The organism is Paraburkholderia aromaticivorans (assembly GCF_002278075.1).
GTDB classification, from domain to species: Bacteria; Pseudomonadota; Gammaproteobacteria; order Burkholderiales; family Burkholderiaceae; genus Paraburkholderia; species Paraburkholderia aromaticivorans.
The window spans coordinates 1,565,429-1,579,008 of sequence record NZ_CP022989.1 but is presented as its reverse complement, the minus strand read 5'-3'; the positions used below and the strand labels follow the sequence as shown (position 1 = coordinate 1,579,008).

Annotated in this window: 19 protein-coding genes; 1 reads left to right on the top strand and 18 read right to left on the bottom strand. The window is 61.1% G+C overall.

What is annotated here, in order from left to right; all coding sequences use genetic code 11:
* Positions 1 to 17 precede the first annotated feature (17 nt).
* From CJU94_RS07225 to CJU94_RS07210, 4 genes are all read right to left on the bottom strand, one after another.
* A complete protein-coding gene (locus tag CJU94_RS07225) occupies positions 18 to 773 on the bottom strand; it encodes a cytochrome c1 (RefSeq protein ID WP_095418108.1) in 756 nt (251 codons plus the stop codon).
* Between the two features lie 22 nt (positions 774 to 795).
* A complete protein-coding gene (locus tag CJU94_RS07220; RefSeq protein ID WP_095418107.1) occupies positions 796 to 2,175 on the bottom strand; it encodes a cytochrome b in 1,380 nt (459 codons plus the stop codon).
* The gene (gene petA, locus CJU94_RS07215; protein WP_095418106.1) at positions 2,175 to 2,795 is read right to left on the bottom strand and encodes a ubiquinol-cytochrome c reductase iron-sulfur subunit; all 621 of its coding nucleotides are present in this window, start codon (positions 2,793 to 2,795) and stop codon (positions 2,175 to 2,177) included. Before petA ends, CJU94_RS07220 begins: the two co-directional genes overlap by 1 nt.
* Positions 2,796 to 3,026: 231 nt before the next feature.
* A complete protein-coding gene (locus CJU94_RS07210; RefSeq protein WP_095418105.1) occupies positions 3,027 to 3,773 on the bottom strand; it encodes a Nif3-like dinuclear metal center hexameric protein in 747 nt (248 codons plus the stop codon).
* 19 nt (positions 3,774 to 3,792) lie between these two features.
* Here CJU94_RS07210 and CJU94_RS07205 point away from each other — a divergent pair, with 19 nt between their 5' ends.
* Positions 3,793 to 5,016, top strand: coding sequence for a Do family serine endopeptidase (locus tag CJU94_RS07205; protein ID WP_095418104.1), 1,224 nt, complete (start codon positions 3,793 to 3,795; stop codon positions 5,014 to 5,016).
* A 24-nt stretch (positions 5,017 to 5,040) separates the two neighbouring features.
* Here the strand turns inward: CJU94_RS07205 and CJU94_RS07200 are convergent, their stop codons facing one another.
* The 14 genes from CJU94_RS07200 to hisB form a co-directional block, all read right to left on the bottom strand.
* On the bottom strand, positions 5,041 to 5,391 hold the full coding sequence (locus tag CJU94_RS07200; RefSeq protein WP_095418103.1) for a DUF1493 family protein: 351 nt from the start codon (positions 5,389 to 5,391) through the stop codon (positions 5,041 to 5,043).
* Between the two features lie 8 nt (positions 5,392 to 5,399).
* Positions 5,400 to 5,819, bottom strand: coding sequence for an STM2901 family protein (locus CJU94_RS07195; RefSeq protein WP_095418102.1), 420 nt, complete (start codon positions 5,817 to 5,819; stop codon positions 5,400 to 5,402).
* A 215-nt stretch (positions 5,820 to 6,034) separates the two neighbouring features.
* The gene (gene tatC / locus CJU94_RS07190; protein WP_095418101.1) at positions 6,035 to 6,814 is read right to left on the bottom strand and encodes a twin-arginine translocase subunit TatC; all 780 of its coding nucleotides are present in this window, start codon (positions 6,812 to 6,814) and stop codon (positions 6,035 to 6,037) included.
* Between the two features lie 34 nt (positions 6,815 to 6,848).
* The gene (gene tatB, locus CJU94_RS07185; protein WP_095418100.1) at positions 6,849 to 7,376 is read right to left on the bottom strand and encodes a Sec-independent protein translocase protein TatB; all 528 of its coding nucleotides are present in this window, start codon (positions 7,374 to 7,376) and stop codon (positions 6,849 to 6,851) included.
* A 39-nt stretch (positions 7,377 to 7,415) separates the two neighbouring features.
* Positions 7,416 to 7,655 carry a Sec-independent protein translocase subunit TatA gene (gene tatA / locus CJU94_RS07180; protein ID WP_095418099.1) on the bottom strand — a complete coding sequence of 80 codons (240 nt, stop codon included), beginning with the start codon at positions 7,653 to 7,655 and terminating at the stop codon, positions 7,416 to 7,418.
* A gap of 236 nt (positions 7,656 to 7,891) precedes the next feature.
* Positions 7,892 to 8,257 (bottom strand): histidine triad nucleotide-binding protein, encoded by a 366-nt coding sequence (locus CJU94_RS07175; RefSeq protein WP_095418098.1) that lies wholly within the window; start codon positions 8,255 to 8,257, stop codon positions 7,892 to 7,894.
* 81 nt (positions 8,258 to 8,338) lie between these two features.
* Positions 8,339 to 8,734 (bottom strand): DUF4870 family protein, encoded by a 396-nt coding sequence (locus CJU94_RS07170; RefSeq protein WP_095418097.1) that lies wholly within the window; start codon positions 8,732 to 8,734, stop codon positions 8,339 to 8,341.
* Between the two features lie 108 nt (positions 8,735 to 8,842).
* Positions 8,843 to 9,238, bottom strand: a complete 396-nt coding sequence (locus tag CJU94_RS07165) for a phosphoribosyl-ATP diphosphatase (RefSeq protein ID WP_095418096.1) — start codon at positions 9,236 to 9,238, stop codon at positions 8,843 to 8,845.
* Positions 9,235 to 9,645 (bottom strand): phosphoribosyl-AMP cyclohydrolase, encoded by a 411-nt coding sequence (gene hisI, locus CJU94_RS07160; protein ID WP_177205060.1) that lies wholly within the window; start codon positions 9,643 to 9,645, stop codon positions 9,235 to 9,237. Before hisI ends, CJU94_RS07165 begins: the two co-directional genes overlap by 4 nt.
* Before the next feature lies 1 nt (position 9,646).
* Entirely contained in the window at positions 9,647 to 10,420 is a 774-nt protein-coding gene (gene hisF / locus CJU94_RS07155; RefSeq protein WP_095418095.1) for an imidazole glycerol phosphate synthase subunit HisF, read from the bottom strand.
* Between the two features lie 220 nt (positions 10,421 to 10,640).
* Positions 10,641 to 11,393 carry a 1-(5-phosphoribosyl)-5-[(5-phosphoribosylamino)methylideneamino]imidazole-4-carboxamide isomerase gene (gene hisA, locus CJU94_RS07150; protein ID WP_042329166.1) on the bottom strand — a complete coding sequence of 251 codons (753 nt, stop codon included), beginning with the start codon at positions 11,391 to 11,393 and terminating at the stop codon, positions 10,641 to 10,643.
* Positions 11,394 to 11,607: 214 nt separating this feature from the next.
* Entirely contained in the window at positions 11,608 to 12,249 is a 642-nt protein-coding gene (gene hisH / locus CJU94_RS07145) for an imidazole glycerol phosphate synthase subunit HisH (protein ID WP_095418094.1), read from the bottom strand.
* The gene (locus tag CJU94_RS07140) at positions 12,246 to 12,866 is read right to left on the bottom strand and encodes a YchE family NAAT transporter (protein ID WP_007180209.1); all 621 of its coding nucleotides are present in this window, start codon (positions 12,864 to 12,866) and stop codon (positions 12,246 to 12,248) included. Before CJU94_RS07140 ends, hisH begins: the two co-directional genes overlap by 4 nt.
* A gap of 67 nt (positions 12,867 to 12,933) precedes the next feature.
* Positions 12,934 to 13,521, bottom strand: coding sequence for an imidazoleglycerol-phosphate dehydratase HisB (gene hisB, locus CJU94_RS07135; RefSeq protein ID WP_007180208.1), 588 nt, complete (start codon positions 13,519 to 13,521; stop codon positions 12,934 to 12,936).
* Positions 13,522 to 13,580 lie beyond the last annotated feature (59 nt).

Below are 13,580 nucleotides of genomic sequence, written 5' to 3'. Positions count from 1 at the left end.
GCCGGGTGACGGCGTGATTATTTGATATGTTTCCAGTACGCGGCGTTCAGTCGCCAGGCGAAAAAGCTCAGGATACCGAGGAACATCAGCACCCACACGCCAAGCTGCTTGCGGGTTTTCTGGGTCGGTTCGGACATCCATGACAGGTACGACACGAGGTCGGCCACAGCAGAATCATAATCTACCGGCGACATCGTCCCCGGAGTGACCTGCTGGAAGCCAACAAATTTGTGTACCGTTTCGCCAGTTTTTTCGTCGGTTTCATCCCCGAACTTCGCGGTACGTTGCCCCTGAAGCTGCCACAGCACGTGAGGCATGCTCACGTTTTCATACACCAGATTGTTCCAGCCGGTAGGCCGCGTATTGTCGCGGTAAAAGCTGCGTAAATACGTGTACAGCCAGTCTTTGCCGCGCGCCCGCGCTTCCACCGATAAATCCGGCGGACTCGCGCCGAACCACGCTTTCGCGTCTTCAGGGCGTATCGCCACGGTCATGGTGTTACCGATTTTATCCGTGGTGAACAACAGATTCGCCTGAATTTCGTTCGGCGTGATGCCGATGTCGGTCAGCCGGTTGTAGCGCATCAGGTTCGCGCTGTGGCAATTCAGGCAATAGTTTACAAACAATCGCGCGCCGTGCTGCAAAGAAGCGAAATTCTCCGCGTTATCCGGCGCGCGGTCGAGCGGGAAATTCTCGTCCGCGTAGGCCGGGGCGGCCAGCACCGCGAGCAGTGTCGCGCCGATCAGCGCGCACTTCATAAGCAGTTTCTTCATTTCGTGTTCTCCTGGCTCGCGATTAGTGAGGCTTGAACCGCACCCGCTCGGGCGGCTGCTTGAACGTGCCAAGCCTCGTCCAGAACGGCATACCGAGGAAAAACGCGAAGTAGATCAGCGCGCAGATCTGGGCGATCAACGTGGCGACCGGCGACGGCGGTTTCGTGCCGAGGAAAGCGAGGGTCAGGAACGCGGCCACGAAGATACCGTAGAACACCTTGTGAAAAAACGGCCGGTAACGGATCGATTTGACCGGCGAGCGGTCGAGCCAGGGCAGGAAGAACAGCGAAACCACTGCGCTGCCCATCACCACCACGCCCCAGAACTTCGATTCAGTGAACGCCATGGCCAGAATCACCAGCACCGCGAGCACCGGCAGGCCGAGTTTCCACTTGCCGCGCGCGCGCACCAGCGCGAGCAGGCCGAGCAGCGCGATCACGACCATCAGCACGATCTTGAACGGATCGGTGGTGGCGCGCAGCATCGCGTAGAAGGCCGTGAAGTACCACACCGGCGCGATTTCGGGCGGCGTCTGCAACGGGTTGGCCGGCACGAAGTTGTTCGCCTCGAGGAAGTAGCCGCCCATCTCCGGCGCGAAGAAGATGATCGCCGCGAAGATCAGCAGGAACACCGTTACGCCCATGAAGTCGTGCACCGAGTAGTACGGGTGGAACGGGATGCCGTCGAGCGGAATGCCGTCCCGATCCTTCTTCGCCTTGATCTCGATGCCGTCCGGATTGTTCGACCCGACTTCATGCAGCGCGACCAGGTGGGCGACCACCAGACCGATCAGCACCAGCGGAATCGCGATTACGTGAAACGCGAAGAAGCGGTTCAGCGTGACGTCCGAGACCACGTAGTCGCCGCGAATCCACAGCGAGAGATCCGGACCGATGAACGGAATTGCCGAGAACAGGTTCACGATCACCTGCGCGCCCCAGAACGACATCTGGCCCCACGGCAGCAGGTAGCCGAAAAACGCCTCGGCCATCAGGCACAGGAAAATCGCGCAGCCGAAGATCCACACCAGTTCGCGCGGCTTGCGGTATGAGCCGTACATCAGCCCGCGGAACATATGCAGATACACGACGACGAAGAACATCGACGCGCCCGTGGAGTGCATATAGCGGATCAGCCAGCCCCACGGCACCTCGCGCATGATGTACTCGACCGACGAGAACGCGAGCGTCGCGTCGGGCTTGTAGTTCATGGTGAGGAAGATGCCGGTGACGATCTGGTTGACCAGCACCAGCAGCGCGAGCGAACCGAAGAAGTACCAGAAGTTGAAGTTCTTCGGCGCGTAGTACTCGGAAACGTGCTTTTTCCAGGTGGAGGTCAGCGGAAAGCGCCGGTCGATCCAGCCGACCAGCCCGGTCGTCTCTACTTCGTGTTCGATCGCCATTACGCTTCTCCTTTCTCGTCCTTGCCGATCACGAGGCCGGTGGCCGACGTGAACATGTAGGGCGGGATGTCGAGGTTCTGCGGCGCAGGTTTGTTCTTGAAGACGCGGCCGGCCATGTCATAGGTCGAGCCGTGGCAAGGGCAGAGAAAGCCGCCTGGCCAGTCGTCCGGAAGATTGGGCTGCGCGCCCTCCTGGAAGCGCGGCGTCGGCGTACAACCCAGATGGGTGCACACGGCGACGGCGACGAAAAGGTTCTTGTGGTCGGCGCGTGAACGGAACTCGTTATTGCAGTACTCCGGCAACGGCATCGAAAAAGGATTCTTGGTGTGGGGATCCGCCACTTCGTTATCGGCTTTCTGGACATCGGCGAGCATCTTGTCGGTGCGGTTGATGATCCACACCGGCTTTCCACGCCAGGCTACGGTCTTCATGTCGCCGGGCTTGAGATCGCTGATATCGACTTCGACCGGGGCACCTGCTGCCTTGGCCTTTTCAGATGGTGCAAACGAACTAACAAAGGGTACGACAGTGGCAACGCCTCCTATGCCACCTGCTACGGTCGTCGCTATCAGCCAGGTACGGCGGCTGCCGTCGACGCGTTCATCTTCCTTGTCTCGCATCACACGCCCCACTTCTGAGTTGGATTTTTCCTTCACGTCGCTTCTACCGCCGCTAGTTTGCGCGAATGGAGTCGCCATTTACAAGGGCCGATTGCCAAAAACCGTGCGAAGCCCTTGATAAATCAGGGTTACTCCGTACGGATCGCAAACTTTTTCGCACCTCCTTTTAAGTGCCCTCTGCGTTATTCCTGCGTTTTTCTTCTCTAATGCGTTTTACGTCGATCTTGCAATTCAAACGGGATTCGGGATATCGATAAAGAGGTGTTCAATATCGAACTGCTCGGACAGATGCTTGCCCACCGCCTGCACGCCGAAGCGCTCCGTCGCATGATGGCCGGCCGCGAGAAACGCAACGCCGCTCTCCGCCGACGTGTGCATGACCGACTCCGACACTTCGCCGGTCAGGTAGATGTCGGCGCCCGCGTTGATGGCTGCGTCGAACATGCCTTGCGCGGCGCCTGTGCACCAGGCCACGCGGCGCAGCTCACGATCTGCGTCGCCGAAGACGAGCGGCGTACGGCCGAGTGTCTGCTCGACTTGCGCGGTGAAGTGCGCGAGCGTGATCGGCATCGGGAAGGTGGCGAGCCAGCCGAGATCGTTCTCGCCGAAACGCGCGTCGCTGATCCAGCCCATCTTCGCGCCGATCTGCGCGTTGTTGCCGAACTCGGGATGGTCATCGAGCGGCAGGTGATAGGCGAACAGATTCAGTTCGTTGGCGATCAGCAGTTTCAGACGCGCATATTTGCGGCCGGTGATCTGCGGCGCTTCGTTGCGCCAGAAGTAGCCGTGATGGACCAGCACGGCGTCCGCGCCCCAATCGAGCGCCGCCTCCAGGAAGGCCGCCGAAGCGGTCACGCCGGTCGCGAGCTTATTGATCCTGCGACGCCCCTCGACCTGCAGCCCATTGGGGCAATAGTCCTTGAAGCGCGCGGTTTCAAGGAGATTGTTCAAGTACAATTCAAGTTCGATCCGATCCATATAAACCTCTAGTCTTCAGATGCTTAGACGCTTTTGGCTGTTCTTTGCCCAAGCGGTGACCGTGCTGTTGGCGCTCATGTTCATCATTGCGACTCTCAAACCGCAGTGGCTGCAGCGACAGGGGCAATTCGGCAAGCAACTCGCCGAACCGATCGTCGCCCTGCGGGAAGTGGCGCCAAGCATCGGCAGCGGCCCAGCCCAGGCGTCGTATGCGGACGCCGCGCAAAAAGCCATGCCCGCGGTCGTCAATGTGTTCTCCAGCAAGGATGGCTCACTGCCGCCCGACCCGCGCGCGAAAGACCCACTGTTCCGCTACTTCTTCGGCGACAAGAACAATCGCAAGCAGCGGGAGCAGCCCGCGTCGAATCTGGGCTCCGGCGTGATAGTGAGTTCGGAAGGTTACATTCTAACGAACCAGCACGTCGTGGACGGCGCCGACCAGATCGAAATCGCGCTAGCCGACGGCCGCACCACGAATGCGAAAGTGATCGGCGTCGATCCGGAAACGGATCTGGCCGTGCTAAAGGTCAACATGACCCATCTGCCCACCATTACGCTCGGCCGCATGGACCAGACGCGCGTGGGCGACGTGGTGCTGGCGATCGGCAACCCGTTCGGCGTCGGCCAGACGGTGACCATGGGTATCGTCAGCGCGCTCGGGCGCAATCACCTCGGCATCAACACGTTCGAAAACTTCATCCAGACCGACGCGGCCATCAACCCGGGCAACTCGGGCGGCGCACTGGTCGACGTGAACGGCAACCTGCTCGGCATCAACACCGCCATCTATTCGCGCTCGGGCGGCTCGCTCGGCATCGGCTTCGCGATTCCCGTGTCGACGGCGCGCAGCGTGCTGGAGAGCATCATCACCACGGGTTCGGTCACGCGCGGCTGGATTGGCGTGGAGCCGCAGGACGTGACGCCGGAAATCGCCGAATCGTTCGGGCTGGAGCAGAAGTCGGGGGCGATTGTCGCGGGCGTGCTGAAGAACGGCCCCGCGGACCGTGCGGGCATCAAGCCGGGCGACATTCTCGTGAGCGTGAACGGCCAGGAGATCACCGACACCACGCGCCTGTTGAACGTGATCGCGCAGATCAAGCCGGGCACGGCTGCGAAGGTGCATCTCGTGCGCAAGAGCCGTGAGATGGATCTGGACGTCACCATCGGCAAACGTCCGCCCCCGCCGAAGCAACCGGTCGAGGACAACGGCGGTGGTGATCAGCAGGATGATGATGGGGGTTGAGGTGCGCGGGGGTAGGTCGTCGAGCTAAGCTTGCCACCGCCCCGATTTCATTGCTTCTTCGAGCATGCCGAGCGTGAGCGATCTACCGCCGAGGGTGTCGCGCGCACTGGCGCTGAACGGCGACTTGGCCACCGTGGCAAGAAAAGACCCGATAGTCAGCTTTGCTGCGGGGTAGTAATGATGGAGATCAAACTCACTTAGCTCGACGTGAAACTGAACGGCCCACCTTTCCATGAATTCGGAGATGTGGTCGGGGTTCATGTCCAGATCGTGATAGAGGTCGGTTTCTCTCGTGAGTTGGAGTTGGCCGACAATCGGTTTGCCGGCATCTTCCTTAGCGAACGCTTCCAGATTTTTCCAGATATCAGCCGTCATAGGCGGCCCTATGCTTTAACAAGTCCGTTATACGAGATAACCGAGCGATAAATGATTGTAGGCACATCGGAAGCGAGGAGAACCCAGCCGACACCGGGAATTGCGCGTCCGACGAACGCGCCGACGCTGCGGGTGAACTTGATCCGCAGCAAAATAAGACTTTTGAATGATGTCACTGTCGGCAAGAGCCTGTATTTCGGCTCGTAGGGCAACAGACTGAGCGAGACAACCGACGCGATTGACGTTCCCCTCACGGCACCCGAAAACTTGCTGCGCGTCGGAATGAATCGCCGACCCAGCAAGACACTGGCAACACCAACGACATCGTCGACACCAAGCTGCTTACAGGTCTCGTCAATGACGATAAGAAAAAATAGCTCTTCTCGCGTTAGGCCGCCATGTATTCCGTATTTATATTGATTTGACATATCGACGCCCGTCTATCGACAGACGAAATAATATCGATCAATAATTGGATGAACAATTAGACGCCTTAAGATTTTCAAGGCCGACTCTCAGAACGCGCGCCTCTCGTGCAATTGAAAAAATAGCGGAGATCTAGACCAGCAGCGACATCAATCAAAAAAGGCAGCCCGTGATGGGCTGCCTCTTGATCAACTTATGCAGAGAAAACTCGTGCCGCTCAATCCGACGCGCCCGCATCCTCGATCACCACCGGTTGCTTACCCACGATCAACCGCGCCGCGATAATCCCCGCTTCGTAAAGCACGATCAGCGGAATCGCCAGAATCAGTTGCGAGAACACGTCCGGCGGCGTGACCACGGCGGAGATAACAAACGCGCCGACGATCACATACGGACGAATCTCCTTGAGCTTCTTGAGCGTCACCACATTCATGCGAACCAGCAGCACCACCACGATCGGCACTTCGAAAGTCACGCCGAACGCGATGAACATGGTCAGCACGAAACTCAGGTAATTGTCGATGTCCGTGGTCATCTCGGCGCCGAGCGGCGCGTTGTAGTGCGCCATGACGCGGAAAATGGTCGGGAACACCACGAAGTACGCGAACGCCATGCCGCACAGGAATAGCGTGTAGCTGCTGCCGACCAGCGGCCCGACCAGTTTCTTCTCATGCTGATAAAGACCCGGCGCGACGAACGCCCAGATCTGGTACAGCACGATCGGCAGCGCGATCACGAAGGCCACCAGCATGGTCACCTTCATCGGCACGAAGAACGAGCCGGTCACGTCGGTGACGATCATCTTGCCGTCCTTCGGCAAGTTCTGCATCAGAGGCCGCGCCAGCAACCGGAAAATATCCGGCGCCCAATACACGAGTCCCACGAACACCACGATGACGGCAAGGCCGGCGCGAATGATGCGGTCGCGCAATTCTACGAGGTGGGAAATGAAGGTCTCTTCAGTGCCTTCGTCCTGGGTTTGCTGGGGGTCGCTCACACCGGCCCTCGGTTAGAGATTGTCGTTCTGATCATCAGAAGAAGCGCGTCGGACGACGCATGGTGGCCGGCGTATGCCGCGCCACGCGCGCCGCACCAGACTGCACGCGCGTGCGGCGCGTGGTCGCGCGCTTGTACCAGGTGGGCATGGCCGTCTGCTTGACGCGCCAGTTCTTGCGTTTGGGCGCCGCAGCCGGCGTGCTGCTCGGCCACGACGTATTGCCTGCGTTGCCAACGTCTTCGAGCGCGCCGCCCGCAATGCTCGGCGACACCGACGTGCCGCTGTTCCACGCGTCGTTCAGCTCGGTCTCGTGCTTGCGCAGATTGTCCTGAACGGAAGTTTCGACGTTGGTCGCGGCCGCCTCGAACTCGCTTTTCATGCGACGCAGTTCGTCGAGCTCGATTTCGCGCGTGACTTCGGCCTTCACGTCGTTGATATACCGCTGCGCGCGGCCGAACAACGCGCCGGCCGTGCGGGCGACGCGTGGCAGGCGCTCAGGCCCGAGGACGACAAGCGCGACGACGCCGATCAGCGCCATCTTGGTTAGACCGAGGTCCAGCATGAAGTGGAATGTCCGTCAGTAACGCGGGTAAGCCGCGGCTTAGCGGTAATCGCCCGAACGCGGCGCCTTTTCCTTCGCCTCCACATCCACGGCGCCGTTACGCGGCAGTTCGCGCTGTTGCGCTTCGCCTGCCGGCGTTTCGGCTTCCTTCATGCCTTCCTTGAAGCCCTTCACCGCGCCACCGAGATCGGTGCCGATATTGCGCAGCTTCTTCGTGCCGAAGACGAGCGCCACGATCAACAACACGATCAGCCAATGCCAAATGCTCAACGAACCCATGACTACTCTCCTTAACCCCGATGCCGCACCTTGATGCGGAGAAACTCGTGCGCCTTGCGGCGTGAATCGAAGCGCGTACGCTTCATCTATACGTTACCGCGAGCCCTTTCGCTTCAATCCGCAAGAGGAAGGGCCATTTTGGTCAGACGATCGCGTCGGCGTCGTTACAATGCGGTAAAAACAACGGCTGCGCTATTGTCCATGACCAAAACCCGGCGCGCCGCCGCGTTGCCAGGTCAGCCCATGCGCTGCCAGGGGCGCGGTCCCGCGAGAATATGCGCGTGCAGGTGATACACCTCTTGCCCGCCGCCCGGACCAGTATTGATGACAGTGCGAAAACCCGTTTCGCCGCCGGTGTACGCCACGCCTAACTGATCGGCCAGACGCGCGGTCAAGACAAGCATTCTACCAAGCAGCGGCGCATCGCTTTCGGTGCAATTCGACAGCGTGGCGATGTGCTTGCGCGGTATCACCAGCACATGCGTTTCGGCCGCCGGACGAATGTCGCGGAAGGCAATGAACTCGTCGTCTTCGTGGACTTTGGTCGACGGGATCTCGCCGGCGGCGATCTTGCAGAAAAGGCAGTTCGGGTCGTGGCTCATCGTATTCCTGACACAGTAGGGCTGAAACGCGAAGCATGCGTGGCGCGGTTCATGTCAGGCCCGGCAACGGTCGGACGAAACTCAGAACCAGCCACGCGGATTCGCGAGCGGCTTGTTATCGTACAGATACAGCCAGCCTTTGATAATACGGTACAACATCCAGATGCTCACGGCCCACAGTACCGGAATGCCGATCACCACGAACAGCAGCACGCCGCCGATCAGATAACCCAGCAAGGCCATCCAGAAAGAACGGATCTGCCACTCGAAGTGGGCTTCGTAGGGCGTGCCCACCACATCGGGCCGCTTCACGTAGTTGATGATGATCGCGATCAGGATCGTCAGGCCGCCCGTTAGCCAGTGAACCGCGTACAGCGCATACAGAACGTGGGTGAGCGTGCGCAGGCTGCGCTCGCGTTCCGGCTCGATAGCATTGCGGTAGGCCGGCGGCGAATAGCTTTCATGCGACTGTTCCATGCTTGCGTCCTCCCAAGGATGCGATCAGATGCGTTCAGTGCCCGCCACTTCAAGACTGCGGCGCGCCACCGCGGTCCGGCCACCGCCCGGTCGCCGGACCGCCGCCGCTCAATCGCCGTTCTGCTCGCGCTCGCGGCTCTTGCGCAGCGCCTTTTCCTCGATGCCCGACATGCCTTCGCGGCGCTCGAGTTCGGCGAGCACGTCCGCGGGGTTCAGATCGAAGTGCGACAGCATCACGAGGCAGTGAAACCACAGGTCCGCGACTTCCCCGACCAGCGCTTTCGGCGCGCCGCCGTGGCGCGCATCTTTGGCGGCCAGCACGACTTCGGTGGCTTCTTCGCCGATCTTCTTCAGCACCGCGTCGTCGCCCTTGTGGAACAGGCGCGATACGTACGAGACGTCCGGATCGCCGCCCTTGCGGCTGTCGATGATCGCCGCGAGGCGCAGCAGCGTGTCGGTCGTGGACGCGGAGTCAGACGACGTGGTTTGCGTGGATTGCGTCATTTGTAGATGTGTTCGGGGTCTTTCAGCACCGGATCGACGGCGACCCAGTCGCCATCTTCCACCGAGCCTTCGAATTTCTGGAAAAAGCACGAGTGGCGGCCGGTATGGCAGGCAATGCCCGACACCTGCTCCACCTTCAGCAGCACGACGTCTTCGTCGCAATCGAGCCGCAGTTCGTGCACATGCTGCACGTGGCCGGACTCTTCGCCCTTGAACCACAGCCGCTGACGCGATCGCGAGAAATACACCGCACGGCCCGTTTCGACGGTTTTCGCCAACGCTTCGCGGTTCATCCACGCGAACATCAGCACGTCGTTTGTCGACGCTTCCTGCGCGATCACCGGCACGAGGCCGTTCGCGTCCCACCTGACCTTGTCGAGCCAATTGATTGCCGAGGGATTCACCACGTCACAACCTCACCGAAATGCCTTGATCGGCCATGAAGCGCTTGGCCTCGCCCACGGTGTGTTCGCCGTAGTGGAAAATGCTCGCGGCGAGTACAGCGTCCGCGTGGCCCTCCTTGATGCCGTCCGCCAGATGCTGCAGGTTGCCCACGCCGCCCGAGGCGATCACCGGGATCGGCACCGCGTCGGACACCGCGCGCGTGAGCGCGAGGTCGAAGCCGCTCTTGGTGCCGTCGCGATCCATGCTGGTCAGCAGGATTTCGCCGGCGCCGAGTTCGGCCATCTTGCGCGCCCATTCGACCGCATCCAGCCCGGTGGCCTTGCGTCCGCCGTGCGTGAAAACTTCCCAGCGCGGCGTTTCGCCTTGCGCGGAGACGCGCTTCGCGTCGATCGCGACCACGATGCATTGCGAGCCGTATTTGTCCGTTGCGTCTTTCACGAGCTGCGGATTCGCCACTGCCGACGAATTCATGCTGATCTTGTCCGCGCCCGCGTTCAGCAGACGCCGCACGTCTTCGACGGCGCGCACGCCGCCGCCGACCGTCAGCGGAATGAACACCTGCGAGGCGACCGCTTCGATGATCGGCAGAATCAGGTCGCGCTGATCCGAAGTCGCCGTGATGTCGAGGAAGGTGAGTTCGTCGGCGCCCTGATCGTCGTAACGGCGGGCGATTTCGACCGGGTCGCCCGCATCGCGCAGTTCGACGAAGTTGACGCCCTTGACCACACGGCCAGCCGTGACGTCGAGACAGGGGATGATGCGTTTAGCTAGAGCCATGATCTTGCAATTCTGCCAATACCGCTGATGAGGCCGCTCGCCTGGGCGAGCGGCACAGTGCCGGCGCGGTCAGTCGCGCCGCCGGTGAGTTCCGCGCAACCGGCTCGAGACGGTGGTATGCCGGTGTCAGGCCGCAGCGCTCGGACGCCGACGATTCGCTCACCGCGACGCCGAACGCACGAGGCGCGAGCGGCAAGCCTGCCGGCCCCGCCTCACCGTGTTAAGCGTCGTCCGATTCGCGCAGCCGGTCCGCGAGGGTTTGCGCCGCCGCGAAGTCGAGGTCGCCCGAGTAGATGGCCCGGCCGCAGATCACGCCTTCAATGCCTTCGTCTTCGACTTCGCACAGCGATTCGATGTCCGCGAGGTTCGACAACCCGCCGCTCGCGATCACCGGAATCTTCACCGCGCGCGCGAGACGCACCGTCGCTTCGATGTTGATGCCCTGCAGCATGCCGTCTCGGCCGATGTCGGTGTAGATGATCGACTCGCAGCCGTAGTCCTCGAACTTGCGCGCGAGATCGGCCACTTCGTGACCGGTCAGCTTGCTCCAGCCGTCGGTTGCGACCTTGCCGTCTTTCGCATCCAGCCCGACGATGATATGGCCGCCGAACGCCGTGCAGGCATCCTGCAAAAAGCCGGGATTCTTCACCGCCGCCGTGCCGATGATCACGTACGACAAACCGTCGTCCAGATAGCGCTCGATCGTATTCAGGTCGCGAATGCCGCCGCCCAGTTGAACGGGAATCTCGCCGCCCACCTCCTCGATGATCGCGCGAATCGCGTCTTCGTTCTTCGGCTTGCCGGCGAACGCGCCATTCAGGTCGACGAGGTGCAGACGCCGGGCTCCGCGATCGACCCAGTGTCGGGCCATCGCCGCCGGTTCCTCGGAAAATATCGTCGCCTGGTCCATATCGCCCTGTTTGAGGCGTACACACTGACCGTCTTTCAGGTCGATGGCGGGGATCAGCAGCATAGCAATCGGGTGTTGTCTGGGAATGGGTTGGAGGTCGGCGCGAGCGACTGATGGTTCAGCCCGCCGGGACGCCGTTTCGCTAGTTTAGTACAACTCTTTCGACGCCCTTGCGCGGCGTCGTGGGCAAGCGAAATCGCGATGCCGCCATTGCGGCGCGCGGCGCACGTTTCGCTTGTGGCGAAACGACGCGCGGCAACAGGATGAAGAAAGGCGCTCACGGGTTCCAGTGCACGAAGTTGCGATACACGCGCAGCCCCGCTTCGGCGCTCTTTTCAGGGTGGAATTGGGTCGCGAAGATGTTATCCCGCGCCACCGCCGAGGTAAAGGGCACGCCATACACCGTTTCGCCCGCCGTATGGGCGGCATTGTCCGGCACCACGTAATAACTGTGCACGAAGTAGAAGAACGCGTTGTCCGCGACGCCGTCCCAGAGCGGATGCGGCTGCGTCTGGCGCACGCGGTTCCAGCCCATTTGCGGCACCTTGAAACGCGAGCCGTCGTCCTGCAGTTGGCCTTCAAGGTCGAAGCGCAGCACCTTGCCGGGCAACAGGCCGAGGCCGGGCGTGTCGCCCTCCGCGCTCCAGTCGAACAGCATCTGCTCGCCGACGCACACGCCCATCAACGGCTTGGTGCGCGACGCTTCGATCACCGCTTCCTGCAAGCCGGACTCGCCGAGACTGCGCATGCAGTCGGGCATCGCACCTTGGCCTGGCAGCACCACGCGGTCGGCGGCACGGATCGCTTCCGGCCGGTCGACGATCGCCACATCCGCTTCCGGCGCGGCTTTGCGCAGTGCCTGGGCAACCGAGCGCAGGTTGCCCATTCCGTAATCCACAATCGCTATCGAAGTTTTCATTTCAAATTAGGCAGCAATGCCTTCAATCCATCGACGATGAATTCCACCGCCAGCGCCGATAACATCAAACCCATGAGCCGCGTGCCGATGTTGATACCCGTGCGACCGACCCAGCGGGCAATCGGTTCGGCGAGGCGCAGCGAAAAAAAACAGATCGCCGCCAACACCGCGCCGATCGCGACGAGGCTGATCCGGTCGTACCAGTGCGCCGAACCGGCCGCATAGATGATCGTGGTGCTGATCGCGCCCGGACCGGTCAACAGCGGAATCGCCAGCGGCACGACCGCGATGTTGTCCTTCTGCTCCGCTTCGTGGCGTTCTTCCGGCGTCGACCGGCTGTTGCCGATCTGCGCGTTCAACATGTTGATCGCCATCAGCAGCATGATGATCCCGCCGCCCACTTCGAGCGAGCCGACCGAAATGCCGAAGAAGCTGATGATCTGCTGCCCGAGCAGCGTGGTCACCGCAATCACGCAGAACACCGAAATGGCCGCGATCCGGATGGTCCTCCGCCGCTCGGCGTCGCTCTGATGCGCCGTCAGGCTCATGAAGAACGGGATGGCGCCGACCGGGTTGATCAACGCCAGCAGCGAAATAAACGACTTCAGAATGTCCATCGCACACCGGGTGCGAGCGCAATCGGCGCCGGTCCCGGTCCAGGTAAATGAGCCAGCTAACGAGCGCTTAAAGGCTGCCCTTGGTCGACGGAATCTGCCCCGCCGCGCGTTCGTCCAGTTCGGTGGCCATGCGCAATGCACGCCCGAACGCCTTGAACACCGTTTCCATCTGGTGATGGGCGTTCAGGCCGCGCAGGTTGTCGATATGCAGCGTCACGCCGGCGTGATTCACGAAGCCGCGGAAAAATTCGATGGATAGATCGACGTCGAACGTGCCGATCCGCGCGCGCGTAAACGGCACATGGAATTCGAGCCCCGGACGACCGGAAAAATCGATCACGACGCGCGAGAGCGCTTCGTCGAGCGGCACGTAAGAATGACCGTAACGGCGAATGCCCTTCTTGTCGCCGATCGCTTTCGCGACGGCCTGGCCGAGCGTGATGCCGGTATCTTCGACCGTGTGGTGGTCGTCGATATGCAAATCGCCATGCGCTTCGATCTCGAGGTCGAACAATCCATGCCGCGCGATCTGGTCGAGCATGTGGTCCAGAAACGGCACGCCGGTGGCCAGCTTCTGCTGACCGGTGCCGTCCAGATTGATCTTCACACGGATCTGCGTTTCGCTGGTGTTGCGAACGACTTCCGCAAGGCGCATGGTAATTCCTCGAATCTAGCTAGAAAGCGATAAGTAGGTGGGATGGGAAAACGGCGGGC

Bases quoted from the DNA above. Each gene is read 5' to 3' on its own strand.
- CJU94_RS07225 (WP_095418108.1), bottom strand. From the start codon at position 773: ATGAAGAAACTGCTTATGAAGTGCGCGCTGATCGGCGCGACACTGCTC.
- CJU94_RS07220 (WP_095418107.1), bottom strand. From the start codon at position 2,175: ATGGCGATCGAACACGAAGTAGAGACGACCGGGCTGGTCGGCTGGATC.
- petA (WP_095418106.1), bottom strand. From the start codon at position 2,795: ATGCGAGACAAGGAAGATGAACGCGTCGACGGCAGCCGCCGTACCTGG.
- CJU94_RS07210 (WP_095418105.1), bottom strand. From the start codon at position 3,773: ATGGATCGGATCGAACTTGAATTGTACTTGAACAATCTCCTTGAAACC.
- CJU94_RS07205 (WP_095418104.1), top strand. From the start codon at position 3,793: ATGCTTAGACGCTTTTGGCTGTTCTTTGCCCAAGCGGTGACCGTGCTG.
- CJU94_RS07200 (WP_095418103.1), bottom strand. From the start codon at position 5,391: ATGACGGCTGATATCTGGAAAAATCTGGAAGCGTTCGCTAAGGAAGAT.
- CJU94_RS07195 (WP_095418102.1), bottom strand. From the start codon at position 5,819: ATGTCAAATCAATATAAATACGGAATACATGGCGGCCTAACGCGAGAA.
- tatB (WP_095418100.1), bottom strand. From the start codon at position 7,376: ATGCTGGACCTCGGTCTAACCAAGATGGCGCTGATCGGCGTCGTCGCG.
- tatA (WP_095418099.1), bottom strand. From the start codon at position 7,655: ATGGGTTCGTTGAGCATTTGGCATTGGCTGATCGTGTTGTTGATCGTG.
- CJU94_RS07175 (WP_095418098.1), bottom strand. From the start codon at position 8,257: ATGAGCCACGACCCGAACTGCCTTTTCTGCAAGATCGCCGCCGGCGAG.
- CJU94_RS07170 (WP_095418097.1), bottom strand. From the start codon at position 8,734: ATGGAACAGTCGCATGAAAGCTATTCGCCGCCGGCCTACCGCAATGCT.
- CJU94_RS07165 (WP_095418096.1), bottom strand. From the start codon at position 9,238: ATGACGCAATCCACGCAAACCACGTCGTCTGACTCCGCGTCCACGACC.
- hisF (WP_095418095.1), bottom strand. From the start codon at position 10,420: ATGGCTCTAGCTAAACGCATCATCCCCTGTCTCGACGTCACGGCTGGC.
- hisA (WP_042329166.1), bottom strand. From the start codon at position 11,393: ATGCTGCTGATCCCCGCCATCGACCTGAAAGACGGTCAGTGTGTACGC.
- hisH (WP_095418094.1), bottom strand. From the start codon at position 12,249: ATGAAAACTTCGATAGCGATTGTGGATTACGGAATGGGCAACCTGCGC.
- CJU94_RS07140 (WP_007180209.1), bottom strand. From the start codon at position 12,866: ATGGACATTCTGAAGTCGTTTATTTCGCTGCTGGCGTTGATCAACCCG.
- hisB (WP_007180208.1), bottom strand. From the start codon at position 13,521: ATGCGCCTTGCGGAAGTCGTTCGCAACACCAGCGAAACGCAGATCCGT.